18 protein-coding genes and 1 pseudogene are annotated in these 23940 nt (G+C 66.4%); 10 read left to right on the forward strand and 9 right to left on the reverse strand.

Features of this window, described 5'->3' with window-relative positions:
- Nucleotides 1-5: 5 nt before the first annotated feature.
- Entirely contained in the window at nt 6-134 is a 129-nt protein-coding gene (locus OV287_RS07380; RefSeq protein ID WP_267533278.1) for a helix-turn-helix domain-containing protein, read from the reverse strand.
- 206 nt (nt 135-340) lie between these two features.
- Complete coding sequence (locus tag OV287_RS07385; RefSeq protein ID WP_267533279.1) at nt 341-1378, reverse strand: IS110 family RNA-guided transposase; 1038 nt, start codon at nt 1376-1378, stop codon at nt 341-343.
- A 249-nt stretch (nt 1379-1627) separates the two neighbouring features.
- On the opposite strand from OV287_RS07385, the gene OV287_RS07390 reads away from it, so the two are divergent.
- The gene (locus OV287_RS07390; RefSeq protein WP_267533280.1) at nt 1628-3559 is read left to right on the forward strand and encodes a PAS domain-containing protein; all 1932 of its coding nucleotides are present in this window, start codon (nt 1628-1630) and stop codon (nt 3557-3559) included.
- On the forward strand, nt 3552-4253 hold the full coding sequence (locus tag OV287_RS07395; protein WP_267533281.1) for a hypothetical protein: 702 nt from the start codon (nt 3552-3554) through the stop codon (nt 4251-4253). Before OV287_RS07390 ends, OV287_RS07395 begins: the two co-directional genes overlap by 8 nt.
- A gap of 93 nt (nt 4254-4346) precedes the next feature.
- Here OV287_RS07395 and OV287_RS07400 read toward each other — a convergent pair whose 3' ends face one another.
- Nucleotides 4347-4613, reverse strand: coding sequence for a hypothetical protein (locus OV287_RS07400; RefSeq protein WP_267533282.1), 267 nt, complete (start codon nt 4611-4613; stop codon nt 4347-4349).
- 538 nt (nt 4614-5151) lie between these two features.
- On the opposite strand from OV287_RS07400, the gene OV287_RS07405 reads away from it, so the two are divergent.
- Entirely contained in the window at nt 5152-6864 is a 1713-nt protein-coding gene (locus tag OV287_RS07405; protein WP_267533283.1) for a recombinase family protein, read from the forward strand.
- 273 nt (nt 6865-7137) lie between these two features.
- On the opposite strand, the gene OV287_RS07410 is transcribed toward OV287_RS07405, so the two are convergent.
- Nucleotides 7138-7263: a hypothetical protein gene (locus OV287_RS07410; protein WP_267533284.1), complete on the reverse strand. Its 126-nt coding sequence runs from the start codon at nt 7261-7263 to the stop codon at nt 7138-7140.
- A gap of 13 nt (nt 7264-7276) precedes the next feature.
- Here OV287_RS07410 and OV287_RS07415 point away from each other — a divergent pair, with 13 nt between their 5' ends.
- From OV287_RS07415 to OV287_RS07435, 5 genes are all read left to right on the forward strand, one after another.
- Nucleotides 7277-7813 (forward strand): transposase, encoded by a 537-nt coding sequence (locus tag OV287_RS07415; RefSeq protein WP_267533285.1) that lies wholly within the window; start codon nt 7277-7279, stop codon nt 7811-7813.
- A gap of 208 nt (nt 7814-8021) precedes the next feature.
- On the forward strand, nt 8022-10016 hold the full coding sequence (locus OV287_RS07420) for an FG-GAP-like repeat-containing protein (protein ID WP_267533286.1): 1995 nt from the start codon (nt 8022-8024) through the stop codon (nt 10014-10016).
- An 83-nt stretch (nt 10017-10099) separates the two neighbouring features.
- Complete coding sequence (locus OV287_RS07425) at nt 10100-11593, forward strand: toll/interleukin-1 receptor domain-containing protein (RefSeq protein ID WP_267533287.1); 1494 nt, start codon at nt 10100-10102, stop codon at nt 11591-11593.
- 7 nt (nt 11594-11600) lie between these two features.
- Nucleotides 11601-12950: an nSTAND1 domain-containing NTPase gene (locus OV287_RS07430; RefSeq protein WP_267533288.1), complete on the forward strand. Its 1350-nt coding sequence runs from the start codon at nt 11601-11603 to the stop codon at nt 12948-12950.
- A 175-nt stretch (nt 12951-13125) separates the two neighbouring features.
- Nucleotides 13126-13404, forward strand: coding sequence for a hypothetical protein (locus OV287_RS07435; RefSeq protein WP_267533289.1), 279 nt, complete (start codon nt 13126-13128; stop codon nt 13402-13404).
- Nucleotides 13405-13413: 9 nt separating this feature from the next.
- On the opposite strand, the gene OV287_RS07440 is transcribed toward OV287_RS07435, so the two are convergent.
- The 3 genes from OV287_RS07440 to OV287_RS56800 all read right to left on the reverse strand — a co-directional run bounded on the left by OV287_RS07440 (nt 13414) and on the right by OV287_RS56800 (nt 14981).
- Nucleotides 13414-13989 carry a 5' nucleotidase, NT5C type gene (locus OV287_RS07440; protein WP_267533290.1) on the reverse strand — a complete coding sequence of 192 codons (576 nt, stop codon included), beginning with the start codon at nt 13987-13989 and terminating at the stop codon, nt 13414-13416.
- A gap of 16 nt (nt 13990-14005) precedes the next feature.
- Complete coding sequence (locus tag OV287_RS07445) at nt 14006-14284, reverse strand: hypothetical protein (RefSeq protein ID WP_267533291.1); 279 nt, start codon at nt 14282-14284, stop codon at nt 14006-14008.
- A gap of 280 nt (nt 14285-14564) precedes the next feature.
- Nucleotides 14565-14981, reverse strand: a complete 417-nt coding sequence (locus tag OV287_RS56800) for a DUF5372 family protein (protein WP_506344823.1) — start codon at nt 14979-14981, stop codon at nt 14565-14567.
- On the opposite strand from OV287_RS56800, the pseudogene OV287_RS07450 reads away from it, so the two are divergent.
- A pseudogene (locus OV287_RS07450) lies at nt 14974-15228 on the forward strand (transposase); the annotation flags it as partial. The gene OV287_RS56800 and the pseudogene OV287_RS07450 overlap by 8 nt on opposite strands.
- Before the next feature lie 456 nt (nt 15229-15684).
- Here the strand turns inward: OV287_RS07450 and OV287_RS07455 are convergent.
- Together OV287_RS07455 and OV287_RS07460 are read right to left on the reverse strand one after the other, a co-directional pair.
- Nucleotides 15685-16041: a hypothetical protein gene (locus OV287_RS07455; RefSeq protein WP_267542609.1), complete on the reverse strand. Its 357-nt coding sequence runs from the start codon at nt 16039-16041 to the stop codon at nt 15685-15687.
- A 38-nt stretch (nt 16042-16079) separates the two neighbouring features.
- The gene (locus OV287_RS07460; RefSeq protein WP_267542610.1) at nt 16080-16235 is read right to left on the reverse strand and encodes a hypothetical protein; all 156 of its coding nucleotides are present in this window, start codon (nt 16233-16235) and stop codon (nt 16080-16082) included.
- A gap of 527 nt (nt 16236-16762) precedes the next feature.
- On the opposite strand from OV287_RS07460, the gene OV287_RS07465 reads away from it, so the two are divergent.
- Nucleotides 16763-23281, forward strand: coding sequence for a type I polyketide synthase (locus OV287_RS07465; protein ID WP_267533292.1), 6519 nt, complete (start codon nt 16763-16765; stop codon nt 23279-23281).
- The last annotated feature ends 659 nt before the right edge of the window (nt 23282-23940 follow it).

Consider the following 23940-nt stretch of genomic DNA (forward strand, 5'->3'; position numbering starts at 1 on the left):
CGGCGCTACACCCACGACTGCAACGTGCTGAGCGTCATGCTCCGTCGCTCGGCGAACTCCCTCTGCGTCAGCCCACTCGCCTCGTACTCCTCCGCGACGCGGACCCACTCCGGCTTCTCACTGCGCTTTGTCATGGCCGGCAGGGTCCGCCGCCGCCTTCACCCCAGCCAAGCCCCGCAGCACGTCACCGGCCGGACGGATACGGAGATTCGATGGCGGGGGCGCTCTCTATGCTTCGGCCCTGTGCTGCTGGCCAAAGGCGGAATACGCGCTCACCCGCCCGTCGAAACCTGTTGGAGAAGCCGCTCACCTTCAGGCGGCAGGCCGTTGATTCCTCAGCTCAGGCGGCCTCCTTCGCTTCCTCCTGTGCTTGGGGTGGCCGGTATTGCGTCCCATCGCGCATCATGGCGAAGAGGATTCCGGCCAGCCTGCGTGCCAGTGCCACCACCGCAATCTTCTTGCCGCGCCGGGCGGCAATCTTCTCGGCCCATTCTCGCAGGTGGGCCGTTTCTGGCCTCTTCACCCGCAGCAGTGAGAGGGCCGCTTGTATCAGCAGCCAGCGCACCCGGCTGTTTCCTGTCTTCGTTATCGGGCCTCTGTGCTGCTTCTCTCCCGAGCTCTTCTCTCCCGGCACCAGCCCCAGGTACGCCTCCACCTGGTGCGGTCCGCTGAAACGCGCGGGCTCATCCACCGCGGACACGAAGGCACACGCCGTCACCGGCCCCACCTGGGGCACTGTGCACAGGCGCGACACCTGCTCGTCCTTCTGGGCCACTCGCTCGAGCACCCCATTCATGAAGGCAATCTGCTCGTTGAGGTGCTGCATGAGACTGAGCAGCGGCGCCACCTGAGCCATGAGCCTGCCCGGCAGCGACAGGGCCGCCACCCGCTTGACGAAGGACTCCGCCTCCCCATCCGCTATCCGCAACCCCTCGTGCCTCACCAGGGCACTCACCAGGGAGATGTAGCGGGTGCGCGTACGCACCAGCGCCTCGCGCACGGCCAGCTGCGCCCTCATGTGCCTCTTGGCGTCCGAGGTGCGGTGCGCCGGCCGGTACGCTCCCAACTTGCACGCCTCCGCCAGGCTGCGAGCATCCCTCTTGTCTGTCTTCACCCGACGGCTGCGCGTGGCGTACATGGGCGCGAAGTTGGGGTCGGCCACCACCACCTCGTGGCCCAGTTCCTCCAAGCACCGCGCCACCCATTCGCTCTCGGTGGAGGCCTCCAACAGCACCCGGGCCTTCGGCCGCTTGCTCAGCAGCTCGCCCAACCGCTCCCGTTGCGTGCGGATGCGCTGCTCCAGCACCACCTCTCCACCCTCGCCCAGAATGCACACCTGGCTGTCCCGCTTGTGCACGTCGATGCCGATGTACTCCATCTCCCATTCCCCCCACTCCGGCGGTCACGTCCTCGCCGCCGCAATGTAGGGCTCGGTGGACCTCCACGCCCCCGTGGCTGCCTGGCCGCTTCATCTCCTCTATACGCAGCGCCTGGGCTCGCTCCATAGCCGTCGACAACCCCGCAGGATGTAAGGACAACATCTCCCAGTAAACAACGCATTGCATTATTTTGCTGTTGCGTGCCAACCGCCAATAACATCGCTCCAACAACATCGCCCGGTGAACAGATGTCCCTAAATATCAAGTCCGCTCTGAACTGGCTAATCGAAAACAAGGAACGGCTTGCGGTTCTCACCCAGAGAGCAGGCCCTGCTCTCAACAACGGCATTGGTGTGTACCTGATATCCGCCATCCTGTTCGCATTCGCTCTGCTCTGCGCACGCGAGGTCTTCCACGAAGCGAATCGCGCCAGCAGCGCTGACAAGGAACTCCGAACGATCCTCCAAGCGGAGCAGGAACCGCTACGACCGACCTCGTATCCCGCGCTCGCAGAGGCAGTGCTTGGAGACACTCGCTGGAACCTCTGCGAAGAAAACCGACAATTCGTCTCACAACTGGATGACATCGCACTCGCATTCGACGACCTCTACAATGGCGAGCACACGCATTCGCCACAATACATAGAAACAATAAACTCAGCAGATGCAGGCATACAAATCCACCCGGATGCCGGATGGCAGGGAGACATCGCTTTTCCACCGCTTCAACTCAAAGACACAGACGCTGGCTCTCCACAACTCGGACCCTCTTTGACTGACGGCAGCCCACTATCAACGCTACACGTCCCCAGCACCCTGCGTTCCATCGCACTCAGTCACGGAAGCCTCCCACGCATCGACAGGGCAATCGAGCGCTCTCAAGCCATTCATTCATTCCGCGGATTTGTCGGCCGCCCCATCGAGACACACCAGGGCCCAGCGAGAACAGAGTCCATCTACTTCATCTCACTGGATGGAATCCTGAGAATATACCCCAGCCTCGAAACGGCACTGACACCGCATCAAGTCATGCACGGCAGCAGTTATTTCATAAACACTCTATCGCAGGACACATGTGACGAACGTCGCTGCTGTGGAGGGCCCCTGCTACGCCGGTATCATTCCCTCCCGTATCTCGATCTGACGGGCGGTGGATTCGTTGTCACGATCTGCTACAGAATCACCAGCCAATCAGTTCCAGAAGGAATTTTCTGCGCCGACATCAGCCTCCCCCGTTCCGCATACTTGAAACATCTGGCGGACTCAAAAATATTCCACACCACTCTGTTGTCCACAAAAGTTCCAAAGAGCGGCAACAAGGCCGAAGCGCTCTTCTGCGGCTTTGAAGACAAGAGCTGCCAACAACTCACAACCACGGATACCCGCCCCCCGGAAAAGATACGCGATTTCGCACGCGACTGGGCATTGGATCTCTACAAAAAAACATCATCATCGGGCGCCGCGGATCCATTTGTTATAAAACAAGAGCAAAACAACAGCCTACTGTTCGCAATCACAGTCGGCACCCTACCCAAAAACGACTATGCCACGGCACACGAAGTTGCCGTTGTAGAAGTCGTCAAGGGGAATTTTTCCAGTTGGGGGAGCGTCGTCGCGCTGGTCACAAGCCTGTTCTCCCTGGCCGTCCTGGTGGCTTGCGCGCGGTACACCCAGGACTCAGGCAGACAGGCGACCCTGCTCCGTGGACTCCCTGTAGGCGTTCTACGGATAGACAAACACGGACGAATCATTGCCGCGAACGACCGCGCTGAAGAACTGCTTCGTCGCCGCTTGCCACGATGGGGAGTCACCTCGCTCGTGCACCACACGGCAAGGAACGAGGAAAGGCGGAGTTCCAAAGAGCAGGCCGACACCAATCAAAGGACAATCATCTTCAAGCAGCTACTCAAGGACCAAAATCAACTCTATCTACCACAGCCAGACGGGAGACTCCGGAAAATCACATACAAAGACATAGAGGAAATGCGTTCCAAGGGAATAGCAAGCGAATACTACGCCGAAATCCACGTAAAGGATCTCGGCGCCCAATGGTTCCGCATATCCGGAACACCCCTCATCAGACCTCGCAGAGACCGACACTTGTTCGGGATATTCGAACCCGCGAGCGGAATCATGATCGCTCAGCTCCAGAATCAAATCAAACGAGACACGAATGCCTGAGAATTGGTTCGATTGGATTCTTCCAACAGGATGCCTGAGCGTACTCCTGGGGTACCTGCTTGCGCATTACTCCAAGCCAAACATCGGGTACCACTCCTTCCAACGCGACGAGGACAACGGGAAGTCTCTCTGCTTCCTCGTGCGCAGCTTCGAGCCTGTTGATCTCGAGGGGGAATTGAGGCTCGTGGTGTCGTCAGACTGCGGCATAACTTCATTGGAAGTATTCGGCGGCCCATGGGTCAAAGACAACCCAAAGGACCTGACTCGAACCCAGATCGAGGTTGTTTTCGAGGGGTTTCCCGCCGAAGGAGTCGTCTCCATTCATTTGACCGTCGAAACGCCTGCTCCAAACTTGAAGTTGCTCGTGGCGGAAAACTCAGCAATAAAACCAAGGCGATTCGGTGAGCTTCGTAAGTGGACCTTCGGCGAACGTGCAAGGACATTCGTCTTTCGCTGGCTTACCGGACTGGCATTGTCCTGCGTCTCCTACTACTTCGGGCGTCGTTTTCTCTTTCCTGATCCGGTCAGTCAATCGGAGCTGCTCCTGACGGTGCTCACATTGGCAGCGGGCTGTGCCTTTTTATTTTTCTTCGTGGTCCCATTTTCAGGAAAAGAAACAGTATTGGGGTACCTGGGTTGGCGAGAAGGAGCCCAGCGGCTCGACAAGATGCCCCCATCACCACACAAGAAATAAAGCATTCCTACTCTGGTTGTATCGCCGAGCGGTTCTTCTGCGGCCTGCCCAAGTGTACCACTTCCACCACTTCCCCAGCCCTGCGCGACGGGGTCATGCGGAAGCAGTGGCCTCCACCCGCCGGGCTTGACGAGGCGCCTCTACCCCCAGCCCGGCGGCGAGTGCCTCCAGGGCCTCGGGCGAGAGCCGCGGATCCTGCCGCAGACGGCCGAGCGCGCGAACCGATTCGGCCACTGCGGGCTCGGCACACTGGACCTGATCGACGAAGGCCGCCGCGCACAGCAGGGCCCTCGCGGCGCATCCCGAGGGAGGCCCGGAGTCGCGCCCCGCGAGCAGCACGTCGGAGAGGAGCTCGCCCAACTCCGGTGACTCCCCCACGAGGGTCCGCACGCGCGCGAGCGTGGGAAGGACGAAGCGCCGGGGCTCCTCCAGCCGCTCCCCCAAGCAGGTGAGGAGGGGGCGAGCGTGGCACCTGGGGCCGCGGTCAGGAAGGAGCCGAAGAAGGAGCGGATGCCGCGAGTGGACTGGGCCAAGCTGCTGCGCAGGACGTTCGCATTGGACGTGTTCAAGACGCAAACGGCAAAAACCCCATCCGCTTCTCGCTCCACCGCCGGGTCTTCAGGCTGTCCAGGCGCTCGTCGGCTTCGCGCGTAGCCGCCCAGCCAGGCGACCCATGTCCACAGCAGCAGAGGCCGTCAGGCCGACTGGATGGGCAAGCGTGTTTGGAAGGTGAAGTGGAGGGCGCGCCCGACCCCGGACGGCGAGGAGCGGCTGAGCAGGGCCGTCAGGCTGCTGCTGGAGGCAGCCCGCAGCGCCTCGTCGGCAAGAAGGACAGGCCCCGGGGCCGCGTCGCGCAACCAGGAGCCAAGGGGCGAGGAGGACGCCCAGGAGGAGGGCCATGACGCACAGGACGGCGTTGTATGCGCGCGTGTCGACGACGCGCCAGCAGGAGGAGAGGACGGTGGCCTCGCAGCTGGCGGCCCTGGAGAAGGCCGCTGAGGGCATGGGGCTGGTGGTGGCCGCCGAGCACCGCTACGTGGATGAGGGCTACAGCGGCTCGCGCCTGGACAGGCCCGGCCTGGATGCGCTGCGGGACGCGGCCGCTGACGGCCTGCTCGACCTGGTACTGGTGTACGCCCCCGACAGACTGGCCCGCAACTACGTCCACCAGCAGATTGTCCTGGAGGAGTTGGGCAAGCGAGGCGTCCAGGTGCACTTCCTGGAGCGGCCCGTCAGCCAGAAACCCGAGGACCTGCTGCTGGTGCAGATGCAGGGCGTCATCGCCGAGTACGAGCGGGCCAAGATTCTGGAGCGCACGCGCCGCGGACGCCTGCACAAGGTGAAAAGCGGGCAGATGCTGCCCTTCTACAATCCCCCGTACGGTTACCGGGTGGTGCGCACGCCCCAGGTGCCGCAGGGAGTCGTTGTTGTCGACGAAGTGGAGGCCACGCACGTGCGGCAGATGTACGGCTGGGTGTTGGAGGAAGACCTCAGTGCGCGCCAGGTGGCCAGACGCCTCAATGCCCAAGGTGTCCGCCCGCGCAAGGCTAGCCTGTGGCGCCAGTCCACGGTGTATACCCTTCTCACCAATCCGGCCTACGCGGGCATGGCCACCTACGGAAAACGCGAGCCGGTGGAGCCCACCCGGCCACGCCACCCTGGCAAGTACCGCAAGAACCCCAAGAGCAGCCACCGGGCGCGACCCAGGGCGCAATGGCTGCTGGTGCCTGTGCCTGCCCTGGTGGGAGAGCAAGAGCAGCGCGAAGTGCGAGAGCGTCTGGCGCGCAACAAGCTGCTGAGCCCGCGCAATGTCCGCCACGACTACCTGCTGCGCTCGCTGGTGGTGTGCGGCGGGTGCGGTTTGAGGATGGAATGCCATCACCTGACCCATCGCCAACGACACCCCTACGAGTACCACTACTACGCCTGCCAGCGTCGGTCCGCGGTGGACACCGGCCGCGCCGAGCGTTGTACCGCCCGGCGCGTGAGAGCAGAGGAACTGGATGCGGTGGTGTGGAAGGCTTTATGTGATTGGCTCAAGCAGCCGCAAATGCTTCAGAAGGAGGTGGAAACCTGGCAGGAGCGCCGTGAGAACTCGCAGGCCGCGCACCAGGAGAGAGCGCGGCTGGAAGGGGCCTGCCGGCACCTGCAGGGGCAGATTGACCGGCTCATCGACGCCTACCAACAGGGCGCCATCGAGGTAGAGGAACTCAAGGTCCGGCGCGAGCGGCTGGAGGCCTCGCTCCAGGCCACGCGCGCGCGAGTCGAGCATTTGGAGGCTCAACACGCCGAGGGTGCACGCATGGAGCGGCTGGGTGCCGACCTCGAGGCGTTCGCCGCAGCCATCCGGGACGGCTTGGAGGCGCTCGACTTCGCAGGGCGCCAACGCCTCGTCCGCTTGCTCGTCGAGCGGGTCATCGTGCTGGGGGAAGACGTCACTATCGAGCATGTCGTCCCCCTCTCCGGCCGTTTTTGTCGTTTGCGTCCCGATGATCGATGTGTTCGCGTGCTTGAGGTGTGGAGGCAGGCGGCGGGTGTTGGCGTACGTGATGGCCTACTCATAATGCCCCACCTCCTCTGCACTTATTTGAGCCTGCCCATAGTCACCTGACATGTAGCACTGGGCTCTCTCGAACTTCATTGTTCATCGCTTCGCTGCTCGTCCCTTGCCTCTGCGTGAAGTGCTCCTCCGTGCAGGTCTCAACGTAGGACTGTCCGCGAGAGTGGGCACGACCGGCGAGCCGCGTCTCTGATCGAGCGCCGCCTGCACGGCCTGGGCAAGCTTCAATAGCGCGGGGACCGAGAGGCGGACCTCCCGGCCACCGACCCTCGGCGGAACGAGGGGTGGGGCACGGTCCGTCCACTCGAGCGGCAGGCGCATGTACTAGCCGGGAGGATGCTCCACGTCCACGTAGCGCCGGCCATCCTGGCTGCGGATGAACCGAGCGACTGGCAGCTCCACTCCCTTGAGGGGATGAATCGGCAGCGTGACGGTCACGCGCTCAATCAAGGGTGGAGGACCCGTGGCAGTGTGTCGATGTCGTCTGGAGCGGCTATGCCGCTACGGGGCGCGTGGCGCACTGGCGCTGGAGCGTTTGTCACGAGCGGAGGACGGCCGCATCGCCTATCGCATGAAGCGCCCGCTGCCGGACGGCACCACGCACCTGCTCTTCACCGGGCTGGAACTTTTACGGCGTGTGGCGTCCCTGGTGCCTCCGCCTCGGGCAAACCTCACGAGGTTCCACGGCGTCTTCGCTCCAGGCGCCAGACTGCGGCCATTTCTGGTCCCCCAAGAGGAGGAGGCGAGCGCGAGGCTTGAGGTAGCGGCCAGGAAGGAGCGGATGAAGGAGAGGACGCCGCGAGTGGACTGGGCGGAACTGCTGAGGAGGACGTTCAACTTGGACATTTTCGCCTGCGCCCGTTGTGGGGGCAGGCGCCGGGTGCTGGCGTACCTGACGGCCCGCAGAGCGGTGCGCTCGATATTGGAGCACCTGGGCCTTGCCTGGCAGCCGCCGAGGCGGGCCCCGGCACAGGGGCCCCCGCGGAGCTCCTGGTGCTGAACTCTCAGCCGCTGGCGCCAAGCAACCCCAGGACGCTGCCGCCTCCCTCTGCTGGGGCCAGGCTGAGCACAGGTGTGCCTCCATCGCCTGCAGGGCCGGGACACCGGCCCGGCCAACGGCTCGGCTGGCACCCGGCAGCAGCCCTCCTACCCCGCTGGGCCCGGGGCCCCACCCCGCAAAAGGGCCTTCATTTTTCCTATGCTCTGACGTGACGGCGCTCCTCGGTGATGGCTACGCCATCGTGCGGTGGTCCGGTGCCAACAACCCGGACCCCCAGTACTGCGGCCGCATGTCCTGGCTGACGTGCATCACCGCCTACACGGTGACGGCGCAGCCCGGTGGCGCCACGGTGACCGTCGAGCAGCCCGTCAGCGTGGACCCCTCGACCTACGTGCACCGCGTGGGCAACAGCCACGCCGTGCTCACCGGATTGGTCGCGGGGACGACCTACACCTTCACCGTCCAGGCGACCAACAGCGTGGGGACCGGGCCTGCCTCGAACACTACCCCTCCCGCCATCCCGCAGTGCTCCACCTTCGCCGCCCAGGCCCTCCAGCCGCTGACGCCCTCCTCGACGAACATCAAGGCGTACGCCAGCGTCGAGACCGGGGACGTGAATGGTGACGGGCGACCGGACGTGGTCGCCGTGGGCCACTCGGTGGACGTGCTCCTCAACCCGGGAGACGGGAGCCTGTCGGCGCCGACGAGCCTCGCGCGGGGGGAGGGCTTCCACTCGGCGGTCCTCTCGGACCTGGATGGAGACACGCAGGTGGACCTCGCCGTCGGACAGGGCGACACCGTGCGGGTCTTCCGCAATACGGGAGGCGGCACCTTCGCCGCTCCCACCTCGCTCCCGGTGGGGGCCACCCTCTCGGACTTTCGCGCCGCGGACGTGAATGGGGATGGCGAGGTGGATCTGGTGACCTCGGGGGACAAGGCCGTGCGGGTCCACCTCAACACGGGCGAGGGCAGCTTCTCCCCGCCCACGGTCCTGGCGCTGAACGGCAACGCCGGTTGGCTCGCGCTCGGCGACCTGAACGGAGATGGGAAGGTGGACCTCGCCGTCACGGAAGGCCTCCACGTGAGCGTGTTCCTCAACGCGGGCAACGGCGCCTTCGGGACCCGCACGACCTATCTCGTGGGGTACGCCACCTTCACGACGGCCGGGCCCGCCTCCCTGGAGCTCGCCGACCTGGACGGCGATGGCCGGCCGGAGCTGCTCACCTCGGCCTTCAACGTGGCCGTGCTCCCCAATCAGGGGGACGGCACCTTCGGGCCGAAGCAGGAGTTCTCGACGGGGGCCATCCCCGCGGGCCAGCTCGCCCTCGGCGACGTGAACCGCGACGGAGCACGAGACGTCGTCCTGGTCATGCAGAGCGTCTTCGGCCCGACGCAGGTGCTGACCGGGAACCTGGTGGCCGTCATGATCAATGACGGGCAGGGGATGCTCGGCGCCCCCATCCCCTTCCCCATCCAACCCCATCCCGGCGATCTGGCCGTCGAGGATCTGGATGGGGACGGGCGGGTGGACATCGCCGTGGTGAACAAGGCGTCCGAGGAGCTCGGCATCCTGCTTCCTATGCTCTGGCCCCAGGCTGAAACCCAGCTGCGCGACGTGGTCGCGAACCTGATGTCGCCCGACCCGTACGTCCTGAAGACGGGTTCGCCGGTGCAGAGGGCCATGGAGATCTTCGAGGACGAGCGCATCGGCGCGATCTTGATCGTGGATGAGGGCGAACGGCTGGTGGGAATACTCTCCTACGTTGACGTGATCGATGGGATTCAGCGCCAGTTGGCGCAGCCTGGGAAGGCAGAGCGGTCGTCCTCCCCTCCCGTCGTTCCGCCCGCGGAGAACCTGGAGAAGACGAGAGAGCTCACCGGAAACGATGCGACACCTGCCGAGGCCACCTTGGGTTCGATCGAGCCTCCGCCTCAGCAGCAGGCCGACCTCACCCCCGGGGGGCGGGAAATAGAGGAGGAGCCGGTTCCGGAGGACCTACTCCCCACCATGTCGAGGGCCCCGGGGCCAACGAGGAGGAGCCCCAGGCCTGGGCCGCTTCGGAGAGCGAGCGACCGGAATCCTGACCCCGAGCCCAGGACCTACGGGCACTGCCGTGGGCCGCCGAGCGTGCCGCCCCGTGGAGTGAAGCCTTCTCACACTGGGACAAGCCCTGGCTCTCCTCCTTGCCTTGTGAAGGGCTGACCGCACGTTGCCCTTCTACGCAAAGGGGAACACGGGGGACCGGGCATGTCATGCCGACGCGTTGGAGGGGATACATCGTTCCTTTGAGCATCACTCTCCAGGCCGAGCTGGAGCTGAAGGAGGCCAGCACGGCCATCGGGACCCCCGGACCAGGCAGCAGTGAGCCCCGGTACAGCATGGGCCGTCGTCTCGACGGCTCGTCGAAGGTCTCCCGGGTGAAGGAACGCGTGATGGAAGAGCTGCGCGACCGGCATTGGACAGAACTGGTGACCAACCTTCAGTTCGGGCGGTGCGTCCTGGTCCTGGGGCCGGAAATCGAGGTCGAGCCGCCTGCCGGTGAGGCGCAGGCGGGGTCGGCCTGTACCTGGGCGGATCGGCTGGCCGAGCACCTGACCAACGCCCTGCTGGAGGAGAAGAAAAACGTTCCCCAGCGGGCCCTGATGGCCGTTGCGCAGCAGTACGAGGATGAGCGCGGTTTCGGGCCCGACAGCCTGCAGTCCCAAACGGCCAGGTTCGCTCGGACGTGCGGGCTCAAGCCTTCCGCGACGCATCGCCTGCTGGCCAAGCTTCCGTTCAACCTCGTCCTCTCGACCAGCCACGACGAGTTGATCACCCAGGCGATGTGGGATGAGCACAAGCATCCTGACGTCGCCTTCTATCACCTCCGGGGGGATAGGCGTGACAACCCGGAGCTGCCTGCTCTTGGAAGCCCCAGCTCTCCGCAGATCTACCATCTCTTCGGAAGCACGAGGGACCCCTACTCCCTCGTCCTGAGCGAGAACGACCTCCTCGACTTCCTGATTGCCGTCGTCTCCAAGAATCCGCCGCTCCCCAACAACCTCGTCAAGGTCCTCGAGCACGCCTTGAGCTTCCTCTTCGTGGGTTTCGGCATCAGGTACTCGTACCTCCGGGTGTTGTTGAAGTTCCTGGTGCGGGCCCTGAACCTGCCGAGCGCCAGCATCCGGTTCGTGATGGAGCCGCTGGAGAGCCTGCCGCGAGCGGACCGAGAGGAGATGATCCTCTTCTATCAGCGCGGGACGCAGATCCTGTTCTGTGATGATCCCCCCATCCCCCGCTTCTTCGAACTGCTCGGCGAGAAGCTGGCTGCCGAGGGAGGGTACAGGGGGCCAACGCCCTCGAGGGGCACGCGGCCCAAGGTCTTCATCAGCTATACGCGGGCGGACGAGCCGCTGGCGGCGAAGCTGTACTCCACCCTCAAGAGCAAGTCGTTCGACCCATGGTTCGACAAGCAATCCCTCGAGGGCGGAGACCCGTGGGACCAGGAGATCGAGAGCGGCCTGAGCGACACGGACTTCGTGCTCGTCATCTACTCTCGAGCGTTGATCCATCAGTGGGATGGGTATGTGAACAAGGAGATCGGCCTTGCACGCGAGCGGGCGAAGTATGTCCGAGGGAAGTTCCTGGTCCCGCTGCGCACGGTGGAGCTCACCAACGAGGAGCGGATCAAGGAGCTCCAGGGGTATCATGAGATGGTCTTGCGTGAGGAGCAGTACGAGCAGGACGTCGGGCAACTCGTCTCCCTGATGACGCGCGAATTCCAGCGACGAAGCCAGTAGCCGGGCCATGGATGGATCCCACAAAAGATATCCGGGCGCTCCGCCCTTCGAGGACGACGAGACCTCGCGGAAGGTGTTCTTCGGGCGGGAGCGGGAGTCGTGCGTCCTCAGCGATCAGATCATCACCAACCGGCTCGTCGTGGTGTACGCGAGATCGGGCGCGGGAAAGACCTCCCTGCTCAAGGCCGGGGTGGCGCAGCATCTGCGTGACGAGGGATTCCTCCCGCTGTTCATCCGGGTGAACGTCGTTGGCAGGAAGCCCCTCGAGCTCATCAACGAAAGCATAGGCCGCGAGGCCGCGCGGCAGGGCATCGAGTATGTGCCCGGCCGCATGGATTCCCTCTGGCTCTTCGTCAAGACGGCGGAGCTGTGGCGGGGGGACTTCCTGCTGACGCCCGTGCTCATCTTCGACCAGTTCGAGGAGTTCTTCACCCTCCAGCCTCCTGAGTTCCGCAAGGAACTGCTGGAGGGGCTGGGGGCCCTGGTTCGAGGGGTCCGGCCTTCGGCGGCCCAGGGGTCGGGCGGCGCGCGTGAGGTGCCCGGTGCGCGACAGGACATCACTGATTCACCCCCCGCGGCGCGGGTGGTCCTGTCCCTCCGGGAGGACTTCCTCGGCTTCCTGGAGGAGGCCGCAGATGTCCTCCCCCAGATTTTGTCCCAGCGTTTCCGCCTGGTGCCGCTCTCGGAGGCGGCCGCCATGCGCGCCTTCCAGGAGCCGTCCCGGGTCGACGACGCGGCCTTCGCGACGAGGCCGTTCGACATTCCCTCCGAGACCGTGGAGCAGGTGCTCAAAATCCTGTCCCGGAGGGGGCCGTCGCATGTGCAACAAGCGCAGTCCCGCACGACCATCGAGCTCTTCCAACTCCAGTTGCTCTGCCAGCACATCGAGGAGCTCGCGGCCCGGCGTCAGGCAGGTGGCGCTGACAGGGTCGCCGTGACGCTGCAGGACCTGGGGGGCGAGAGCGGGCTGCAGAGCATCCTCTCGGACTTCTACGTGCGGGTGCTCAACCTGATTCCCTCGATACAGAGCCGAAGCGCGGCCCGGAGTTTGTGTGAGCGCGCGCTGATCAGCCCCACCGGACGCCGGCTCAGCCTGGAGGAGTCCGAGATCGAGCGGAGATTCCACCTGTCCGTGGAGACACTCAGAATACTCACCCAGCAGCGGCTCCTGCGGGCGGAGCCGCATGCTGACTCGGTCTACTATGAGCTGAGCCATGACAGCCTCATCGAGCCCATTCTCGCGAAGCGGCAGTACAGGCGGGAGCTGCTAGCAAAAGTCGGCGGCGTGCTCGGCGCCGTGCTGTATATTGCTATCGTTTCGCGCTCCCTATGGAAGGACAGGCGGAAGGGGAGATGAGCGGCCTCGTCCGGATGCGCCCTATCGGACTCCCACCTGCTCCCCTTCTCCAGCCTCGAGATTCCACCCGACGAGCGGTACGGAGTGGCGACAGGGAGCCGATTGCGGTTGTTCCCGGCGGCCTCGACAATGCGGGAGGCGCATGAAACCGCCGGACGGGGGTGTTGTGTCCCTGATGAATCCGCAACTGCTCCTTCAGGACTCGCCGTCCTTCCGGCGCACGGTGGTGCTGATGGTGCTGATCGCCATCCTGCTGTTCGACTGGCAGCCGGACTCCCGCCTGCTCAGCAAGCCGGCGCAGCGGCGGGAGGAGGATAGGCCGCTGCCCGAGGATGGGAACGCGGTGGGCGCGCAGGCCGCGAGACCGCTCCGTTCCGCGCATCTGGACGCCGTGGTCCGGCCGCTGCCCGGAGTGCGGCAGGCGGCGAGGCGCCGTCCGGGACGTCACGGCTGAGCTCCGCTCCTACCCGGCCTCGGCCCGCTCCTTGATGCGAGCCAGCGCCTCACGCACCTGCGCGAGGTTGCTCCCGTCGTAGCGCAGGGCGTTGGGATGGGAGAAGCCCTCGTTCCAGCGCTGCGCGGGGAGGATGACGAGCCCGCGCGGACGCCACTGCAGCCAGCGCTCCACGTAGGGCGGCCAGTCGTCGACGAGCACCTTCCCGTAGACGAGCCCCTTGTCCATGGTGATGGTGACGGGGACTCCGGGCAGGTGCTCCTGGCACCACTCGAGCTTCTCCGTCCACGCGCTGGGGGCCGCGGCCGGGCCCTTGGTGAGCACGTGCACCTCGAAGTGCTGCGACTGGAGCTCGCCGAGCACGTCGAAGCCGAGCTTCAACCTCGGCAGGTGGCGCCACCAGCCGGGCTGACGCCGGATGAGGGCGCGGCGCTCGCGCAGCCACGGGTTGTGCTCCTCGTCCTCGGGGAACATGGCCGGGTCTCCGGGGCTCCGCAGCCGCTCCATGTCCCGGGCCATGGTGCCCTCGTAGTCGCACAGCGTCCCGTCCATGTCGACGAGCGCCACCAGCTCGGATTTGCGCATGCGCGGGAGACTACCCTCACCGCGAGGGCGCGGGGGCCTTGCGCTGGCGCGCGAGGAGCGCCAGGAACACGCCGCACAGCAGTGCGGAGCCCGCGCCCACCAGCCGGGGCGTCAGCGACTCGCCGAGCAGCAGCACGCCACCCACCGCCGCCACCACCGGCACCGCGAGCTGCACCACGGCCGCCCGCTGGTACCGGACGGCGTCTTCGTGCCGCGAGAAGGCGGCGTGCGCTTCGAGCCGTTGCCGCCGCCCACGCAAGGCGAGGTGGAGCGGCTGCTGAAGGTCGTGCGCCACCGGGTGCTGCGCCTCCTGGAAAAAAGAGGGGCCCTGCCCGCGCAAGGGCCCGAGGACGCGCTGCAGGCGTATCAGGCGCACTTGCTGCAGCAGCGGCTGCGCTGGACGGAGGTGGACATCCGGCCCCCTCCCACCAAGCAGCCCCGATGCGCCTTCATGGAGGGATTCTCCTTGCACGCCAACACGCATCTGCATGCCAACGACAGGCAGGGTCTGGGTGCGCTATGCATAATGCCCCTCTTCTCGGAAACGGGTTTTGGAATGGCCGCGCCCTTATCGTTCATCGCTTTCCTCCGCGCTTGCGGCCTCGGCGTGAAGCACCTGGTGCAAGAGGGGTGTCCACGCTCCGAGAAGAGCTTGTCGGATTGCCGCGGGCCGTGTCGACCGAGGCGACTTGGATGAAGCTATGCTCAGCCGCTGAGTCATGAGCAGGCGGCGGGGCAGGCTCCCGGCGAAGTGCTACCGCTACAGCATCAGCGAGTTTGAGCAGGTCGGAAATGCCGAGGCGAACCTCACGACCGCCGATGCTGGGTGGGACCAGAGGTGAGGAGCGGTCCGTCCACTCGATGGGAAGTCTCCTGCACCAGCCAGGTGGGTGCTCCACGTCGATGTACCGCCTGCCGTCCTGGCTGCGGGCGGTGCTGATGACCGGCAGCTGCATGCCCTGGAGCGGATGAGTCGGCAGGGTGATGGTCACGCAGCCCGAAACCGGCCCTGCATGTGTCGTAGTCTGCGAATGGGATGTGGAGCGGCTGTGCCGCTATGGAGCACGCGGAGCGTTGGCTCTGGAGCGTTTGTCACGAGCGGAGGACGGCCGCATCGCCTATCGGATGAAGCGCCCGCTGCCGGACGGCACCACGCACCTGCTCTTCACCGGGCTGGAGTTTTTACGGCGTGTGGCGTCCCTGGTGCCTCCGCCTCGGGCAAACCTCACGAGGTTCCACGGCGTCTTCGCTCCAGGCTCGAAATTGCGGCCATTTCTGGTCCCCCAAGCAGGTGAGGAGGGGGCGAGCGTGGCAGCTGAGGCAGAGCTCAGGAAGGAGCCGAAGAAGGAGCGGATGCCGCGAGAGGACTGGGCGAAGCTGCTGCGCAGGACGTTCGCGTTGGATGTTTTCACCTGTGCCTGGTGTGGAGGCAGGCGCCGAGTGTTGGCGTACCTGACGGCCCCCAACGAAGTGCGCGCCATTCTGGAGCACCTGTCACTGCCCACGCGGCCTGCTTGCGCTGGCTGCAGCGCAAGGGCCACCCCAGCACGCGTGGTGTTGAGCCTCGAGCAGTCACGGTGCCAAAGACGCCCACGCCCCTGCTACCTCCCCCTGGGGAGGTCACTGGGCCGGCGTGTGCCCCATGGGGCTGCACCGCTTCTCCACCGGCCTGGCTCACAGCCCTCGTGGCACCCGTCAGCAGCCCTCCTCGTCCCCTCGGCTCCTGCCCTCTCCCTCAACACCTTTCGTCTGGATGCGGAAGGCGCCCGTGGTGCCGTTCACCGCGGCCCGGGCAACTTCCGCCGAGCACGAATAGGAGTCCTCCACGAGGAGCACGGTGGTACCGCGCTCCGCGTAGCCGAAGAAGACCGGGGAGTCCGTCTGGTTGCTGGGCGAGGCGGGCTCGGTCGCCGACGAGAGGTAGGGCGTGGCCGGCGCGATGTCGTCGTGCACGTACGTGCCGAGCACGTGACAGGCGGAGGTGTTGCCCGCCACGTCCGTCACCCGGACCCAGTGCGTGATGGAGCCATTGGCGCGGGCCGTCAGCCGCACCCCGAAACAGGGCCCGTGAAGGCCGTCGAGCCCCCCGCTCAGCGCAGGCCCGAGAACAAGAAGTTGAAGGAAGAGCTCGAGCAATACGAGGCCCAACAGAAGACGGCCCGCTCGCGCCAGCCCACGCAGGCCCTCGCCGCGGCGGCTTCCCAGCCGACGAGCGCGCAGAAGGCGGCCAGGGTCGAGGCGCTCATCAGCGAGAAGGCTTTCAAGAAGGGAGCGCGGCGCCATGGGACGTTGATCACCGGCAAATGCACGGGAGGCAAGCAGTGCCTGGAAGGCTCCCTGAACCTCGCCACGGTGAACATCTGCCCGGAAGGCGGCGGGCACGGAATTCCGCGCCGAGGCCATCTGGGATGGCTACCGGGACGCAGCCTGCGGCACGTGCAATGTCAGTTTCAGCGCGGCCTTCTCGCTCCAGTTGCAGCGCGCATGGGTGGAGACCTTCTATTACAACCGCCTGCCAAGCTGTCGTCCGCATACCCAGCCGTCCACCGTTCTCGCCACCACGAAATTCGCCATCAAAACGAATTGGTGAGGGATGGCCGTGAGGCTCCGCGAGCGCTTCCTCGCGGAGCCCGCTGCCCCTGGCAGAGCCCCTGCCGCGTACCTCATTCGAATCCCTTGACGGCATTTATCTGAAAGGGGTAGCCCGTGGGGCATCCCTGCATCGCGTGGAATGACGCCCCGTCTGCGGCACCCACAACACCAGAGCAACAGCATGACCAACGAGCTGACCCATCCGCGGCCGCCTGCGCTGACGGAGGATGACCTCCGCACCTTGATCGCATCCCTTCTCGCGGAGCGGCTGCGCATCGAGCCGCGATCCATCGATGTCCGTGAACGATTCAATCGTTATGGTCTCGATTCGCAGGGCGCGACAGGCATGCTCGCGGACCTGGCGCAGGCGCTCGGGCGCCCCCTGTCGCCCGTCCTGGTGTGGAAACACCCGACCCCAAAGGCGCTGGCGCGTCACCTGGCCGGTGGGGCGAGCGATCTCGAGGCTTTTGTGCCCGGACGCGCCGAACGTGCCGAACGCAGTCCCACGCAGAACGAGCCCATCGCGATCGTCGGGATGGCCTGCCGGTTCCCCGGGGCGCCGGACCTGGACAGCTACTGGAGACTCCTGGAGTCCGGGGTAGACGCGATCACCGAGGTGCCCCCTGACCGGTGGGATACCGACGTGCTCTACGATCCCGATCCCCTCGCGCCCGGCAAGGTGGGCACGCGCTGGGGTGGCTTCATCGAGGGGATCGACCGCTTCGACCCGACGTTCTTCGGCATCTCTCCGCGAGAGGCCGCCGAGATGGATCCCCAGCAGCGCCTGATGCTCGAGCTCTCCTGGGAGGCTCTCGAAGACGCGGGCGTCCCGCCGCGCTCTCTCAAAGACAGCAGGACCGGCGTGTTCTTCGGCGCGATGTGGCAAGACTATGCCAGGCTGTCTGGCAGCTCCCTCGCTCGCCTCACGCAGCACAGCGCCACAGGGCAGGATCTCAGCATCATTCCCGCGCGCGTCTCGTACACGCTCGGCCTGCGCGGCCCGAGCGTCGCCATCAACACCGCCTGTTCGTCCGCGCTGGTCGCGGTCCACTACGCCCGTCAAAGCCTGCTCCTCGGGGAGGCCACGCTCGCGCTCGCGGGCGGCGTGAGCCTCATGAGCGGGCCCGAGAGCATGGTCGCGATGGCCAAGCTCGGGGCGCTGGCCCCCGACGGCCGCTCGAAGTCCTTCGACGCCCGCGCGAACGGCTATGGCCGCGGCGAGGGCGGGGGCGTGGTGGTCTTGAAGCTCCTGTCCCGTGCCCTTTCGGACGGCGATCGCATCGATGGCCTCATCCTCGGGAGCGCGATCAACAATGATGGCTTCAGCAACGGCCTGACCGCGCCGAGCCCCGCTGCGCAAGAGCTCGTGCTCCGGGACGCGTATGCGAACGCGGGCGTCGACCCGCGGGACGTCCAGTACGTCGAGGCGCACGGGACAGGGACCGTGCTCGGAGATCCGATCGAGGCCAGCGCCCTCGGGGCCGTGCTGGGTGCAGGCCGGCCCGCTGATAGGCCGCTACTCCTGGGGTCGGTGAAGACGAACATCGGCCACCTCGAAACCGCGGCGGGGATCGCGGGGCTCATCAAGACGGCCCTCGCGCTGAAGAACCGGACCGTTCCGCCGAACCTCCATTTCGAGATCCCGAACCCGTACATCGCGTTCGACGCCCTCCACCTGAAGATCCCGACCTCCAAGGAGCCTTGGCCCGAACGAGATGGAAGGGCCCTGTCGGGCGTGAGCTCCTTTGGCTTCGGCGGGACGAACTGTCATGTCGTCCTCGAGGGCGCTCGTCTGGAGAGCGCTTCTCTGGTGCCTCTCGCCTCGATGGACGGCGAGCGTCTCCGACAGCTCGCGGCCAGGGTGAGGGACCTTTGCCTGGATGGCTCTCGACCTCTCTCGCTCCCGGAGCTCTGCGCTGCCGCGGCCCCTCACGCGGGCGAAGGAGACCAGAGGATCGCCGTCACGGCGCGCACGCGGGACGACCTCGCCGCGCGGCTCGACGGTCTGCTGCAGGATCGCCCGCTCCCGGGCGCGGTGGCAGGCATTGCCCGCGGGGGGCGCCTCGGCCCCGTCTTCGTGTTCGGCGGGCAGGGGTCACAATGGCGCCGCATGGGCGCGGACCTGCTACGCGAGCCTGCCTTCCGCGCGTCGCTCGAGCGGTGCGATCGGGTGATGCGTCCCCACCTCGGCGGATCGTTGCTGGACGCGCTGCTCTCGGGCGACGCGACATGGCTCGAGGACATTGCGTGGGTCCAGCCCGCAATCTTCGCCGTCCAGGTCGGCCTCGCGGCCCTCTGGCGGTCCTGGGGCGTGGAGCCGGCGGCCGTCGTCGGGCAGAGCATGGGCGAGATCGCCGCGGCTACCGTCGCCGGCTGCCTGAGCCTGGAGGACGCCGCGCGCATCATCTGCGTCTGGAGCCGGCTCCAGAAGCGCACCGCCGGCCGCGGTACCATGGCGCTCGTCGAGCTGTCTTTGAAGGAGGCGCGGCGCACCCTCCTGGGGCGAGAGGACAAGGTCTCCGTCGCGGGGCTCATGAGCCCGAGCTCCGTCGTGATCTCGGGCGATCCGGCCACGATCGACGAGCTCCTCTCCGAGCTCGCGCGCTCGGGCGTGTACGCCAGGAGGATCAACGTCGATGTTGCGGCGCATTGTCCGCAAATGGATCCTCTCCTGCCGGATCTCCTCTCGGCCCTGGAAGGGATACGACCCCGCTGCGCCCTGGTGCCGTTCTACTCGACCGTCACGGGCCATTGCCTGGAGGGCTCGGAGCTCGACGCCGACTACTGGTGCAACAACCTCCGGAAGCCGGTGCTCTTCGCGGAGACGATCGAGCGGCTCACCGGCAGCGGGCATGACGTCTTCATCGACGTCAATCCTCATCCGGTCCTCGTGCGGGCCGTCGAGCAATGCCTCGCGCATGCTGGCTCGACCCGGAGCCCCATCGTCCAACCTGGGCTCGCGCTGCCCTCGATGCGCCGCGAGGAGCCAGGACGGGCGGTGCTCCTCGATTCCCTGGGGATCCTCTACACCCGCGGCCAGCAGGTGGCCTGGCGGCAGCTCTACCCGGCAGAGCGGCCGTCCGGCGCGGCGTTCCCGGAGCTCTGGCCATCCTCCGAGGACGGGCCCACTCCGGGCTCTTCCGAACAGGCAGCAGGAACCGAGGTGCCCGCGGCGCTGCCGTTGCTCGTATCGGGCAAGACCGAAGCGGCCTTACGGGCGCAGGCCGAGCGGCTGCGGGCACACCTCGAGGCCCATCCGGACCTCGGGCTGTCGGACGTGGCCTGTTCGCTCGCGCTCACGCGAACGCACTTCGAACGACGCGCGGTGGTGGTCGCGAAGGGCCGCGCAGCCCTTCTCGAGGCGCTCGGCGCCATCGCTCAGGGCAGCTCCGCTGTCAACGTGGTGCTCGGCGAAGCCAAGGCCCAGGGCAAGCTCGCTCTGCTCTTTACCGGACAGGGAAGTCAGCATCCCGGCATGGGCCGGGCGCTCTACGATGCTTTCCCCATCTTCCGCGACGCCCTCGACAACGTCTGCGGCCATCTCGATGCGCAGCTCGAGCGGCCCCTGCGTCCCATCCTGTTTGCAACCGAAGGCTCGGAAGATGCTGCCCTGCTCCACCAGACCGCCTTCACCCAGACTGCCCTCTTCGCCCTGGAGGTGGCCCTCTTCCGGCTCACGGAAAGCTGGGGAGTCAAGCCCGATCTGTTGCTCGGCCACTCCATCGGCGAGCTCGTGGCCGCCCACGTCGCCGGCGTGCTGTCGCTCGAAGACGCTTGCACCCTCGTCGTCGCACGCGCTCGCCTGATGCAGGCCCTTCCCCAGGGTGGCACCATGGTCTCGCTCCAGGCCTCCGAGGCCGAGGTCGCGCCGCTGCTCGTCGGACGCGAGGCCCACGTCGCTATCGCCGCGCTCAACGGCCCCTTGTCCACCGTGGTGGCGGGGGACGAAGAGGCCGTGATCGAGGTCACAAGGCAGGTGAAAGCCCTCGGCCGCAAGACCACACCTCTGCGGGTCAGCCACGCCTTCCACTCCCCTCGCATGGATGAAATGCTGAACGCGTTTCGACACGTCGTCGAGGGGCTCACCTTCCATCCGCCGCGCATTCCCATCATCTCCAACATCACTGGAAAGCGTGCCAGCGCCGAGGAGCTCGGCTCGCCCGAAACCTGGGTACTTCACGTGCGCCACGCCGTCCGCTTTCTCGAGGGCGTGCGCACCCTCGAGGCCGAAGGCGTCACCACCTTCCTCGAGCTCGGACCTCATGGCGTGCTTTGCGCCATGGCCCACGACTGCCTGTCCGACGAGGCCCAGGCCCGCGCTCTCTTCTTGCCCGCCCTCCGCAATGACCGTCCCGAGGTTGAAACGCTCACCGCCGCCCTGGGGGGCCTGCACGCCCGCGGACACGAGCTCGATTGGAAGGCCTTCTTCGCCCCCTTCGGCGCACGTCGGATCGAGCTGCCCACCTACGCCTTCCAGCGCGAGCGCTACTGGCTCGACGCTTCCAAGGCCGGCAGCGCCGACGTGGCCTCCGCCGGCCTTGTCTCCGCCGAGCATCCGCTTCTCGGCGCCGCCGTTCCCTTCGCTGATGCCGCTGGCCTGCTCTTCACCGGCCGTCTCTCGCTGCAAAGCCACCCCTGGCTTGCCGGACACGGGGTGTTCGATACGGTCCTCCTGCCTGGCACCGCCTTCGTCGAGCTCGCCCTCGTCGCCGCCCACCGCGTGGGGCTCGACCGTATCGAGGAGCTCACCCTGGAGTCCCCGCTTGTGCTGCCCTCGAAGGGCGCGGTCCATCTTCAGCTCTCCGTTGGCAGCCCGGATGAGGCCTTCCGCAGGTCGGTGACCCTCCACGCCCGGCCCGAGAACGCCCCGCCCAACACTCCATGGACCCGCCATGCCACTGGCACCCTTGGATCCACCACGGAGTCGGCCTCCTTCGACCTACGCGCATGGCCGCCGGCGGGAGCCGCCCCGCTCGACCTGAACGGCCTCTATGATCGCCTCGCCGACGCGGGTCTCGCCTATGGCCACGACTTCCAGGGCCTGTGCGCCGCCTGGAAGCAGGGCAACGACCTGTTTGCCGAGGTTCACCTCTCCGAAGAGGCCGCGCAGCAGGCCGACCACTTCGGTCTGCATCCAGCCTTGCTCGACGCTGCCCTTCACGCGCTCGCGCTCGATTCCCTTCTTCCCGATGCAGGCGAGGTGGCGCTCCCCGCCTCCTGGGTGGGCGTCTCCCTGCGCGCGACCGGAGCCTCCTGCCTGCGCGTGCGCCTTTCTCGCCGCGATGGCGAAGGGACGGTCTCGCTTGCCATCGCCGACGCCTTGGGCGAGCCAGTCGCATCCGTGGACGCCCTCCGCACCACACCCGCATCGAAGGCGCAGCTCCGGAGCGCCCTCGCCTCGCGCCCTGAACCGCTCTATCAGGCAAACCAGGTGACGCTGCCCAAAGCCTCCAACCCGCTGCTCGTGAGGAGCCGGGCGCTGACGGCGAGCCACGAAGAGCAGAACCTCGACGATCCGGCCACGGTCGAGCGGCTCATCCGCGGCATCTTTCGCCAGGTGACCTTGCGCGACGATGCAGGAATCGATTCCGACCGCTCTCTCCAGAGCGTCGGTGTCGACTCGCTGATGTATCTCCAGATGCTTCGACGAGCAGAGCAGACATTCGGCGTCACGATGTCCGCACAGATGGCCCTGCGATCCGATGCATCCCGCCAAACTCTCACCTTGAGCACGTTGACGAACCTGCTCCTCGGAATCCGTCAGGCGACGCTCACGCGACCCTCTCCGGACGAGGTCGGCGATGGCGCCGCAGCGTCACGCAAGGCCGAGGAAGAGGAGCCGGCGCTCTCGGTCGAGCGGGTCGAGCGCGATGTGAACATCACGCACGTCCCTGGGGCGCGCGTGGGCTCGGGCACTCCCCTCGAAGCCTTCATGGTCACGCTCTCCTCCGGAGAGATCATCGACGTCCTGTGCGCGGGCACGGGCGCTCCGCTCGTGCTGCTCCCCCCCATCATGGCGTCAATCCCGATCTGGGTGTTCCAGATCGAAGAGCTCCGGCGTGACTTTCGGGTCATCGTCCCGAACCACCCGGGTTATGGTCGGAGCACGGCGCCCCATGGCTCGCTGTCGCCGGCGCGGATCGCGGGGCGGATCGCCGCCGTGCTCGATGGGCTCGGCGTCCACGAGGCCGTGCACCTCGTGGGCTGGTCCCTGGGCGGGATGGTCGCGCAGGAGTTTTCGCTCGCGCTGCCCCACCGCGTCCGCTCGCTCGCCTTGGTCAATACGACCTCTCACCTCGAGGAGGAGGACAGCGTCCGGAACATGGAGGACATGATGCGGAGGCTGCGCGCGGATCTCCGGCGGACAACGCCCGAAGAGGATCCCTCGACGCTCGCGCGCCGCACCATGGCGCTCGAAGCATCGCAGCGCGACGCGGGCTATGAGCGCAGCTTCGACTACCTGGCCGAGGTCCTGCGTTTCGATGCGGCCGATCGCATCGCTGGAATCAAGGCGCCCACGCTCGTGGTCCAGGGAGGTGAGGACACGCTCACCGTGCGGCGATACGGCCGCCACATGGAACGAGAGATCCCGCGGGCGCAGTATCACGAATTCGAGCACGGCGGTCATTACGTGCCGCTCCACCTTCCCGGCGCGTTCAATGAGCTCCTCCGCTCGTTCTTGCGGCGGTGGAGCGTGTGAGCTCAGGAGGGGGGAGAGCGATTGTGGAGCACCTGGGGTTGCCCACGGCGAGTGCGCGGTTGGCCCCTGGGCGAGGGCCACCCCAGGCTGCGTGGTGTTGAAGCGCAAGACAGCCAAGAGGCCCAGGGCCCCTGCCGCGCACCTCATGGGAGGGCGGCCTGGGCTGGCGTGTACCCAAGGGGGCTGCGCGGCCGCGCATAAGAGAAATAGGGGCACGGTTGAGGGCAGGGGGTTGGGGCAGAGAGGCGGGGGAAGGCAGCTGACGGGAGCCCAAGAGAAGTGAGCCATGCCAGTGCACGCAGGGTGCGGCGGCCTTGAGGCACACGTCGGCCCCGGCCGTCCTGCCAGCAGGGGCAGCGCAGGGGAGCAGGGGGCTTGGGCCTGTTGGCTGTGGCGGCGCGAGCCTCAACACCACGCGGACTGGGGTGGCGCTGGCGCCGGGGTCAGGCTGGCACCTGCCGTGGGCAAGCCCAGGTGCTCCAGAATAGCTCGCACTGCTCCCGCTTGCTTCACGTACGCCAAGAGCCGCCGCCGGCCTCCACACCTCACGCAGGCGAATACGTCGAAGTCGAACGTCCTCCTGAGCACCTCCGCCTGGTCCACTCCCGACGGCCTCTCCTTCATCGGCTCCTTGCTGGCCGCTGCTTCAAGCGCCACGC

The organism is Archangium lansingense (assembly GCF_026626635.1).
In the GTDB taxonomy this organism is placed as follows: domain Bacteria; phylum Myxococcota; class Myxococcia; order Myxococcales; family Myxococcaceae; genus Archangium; species Archangium lansingense.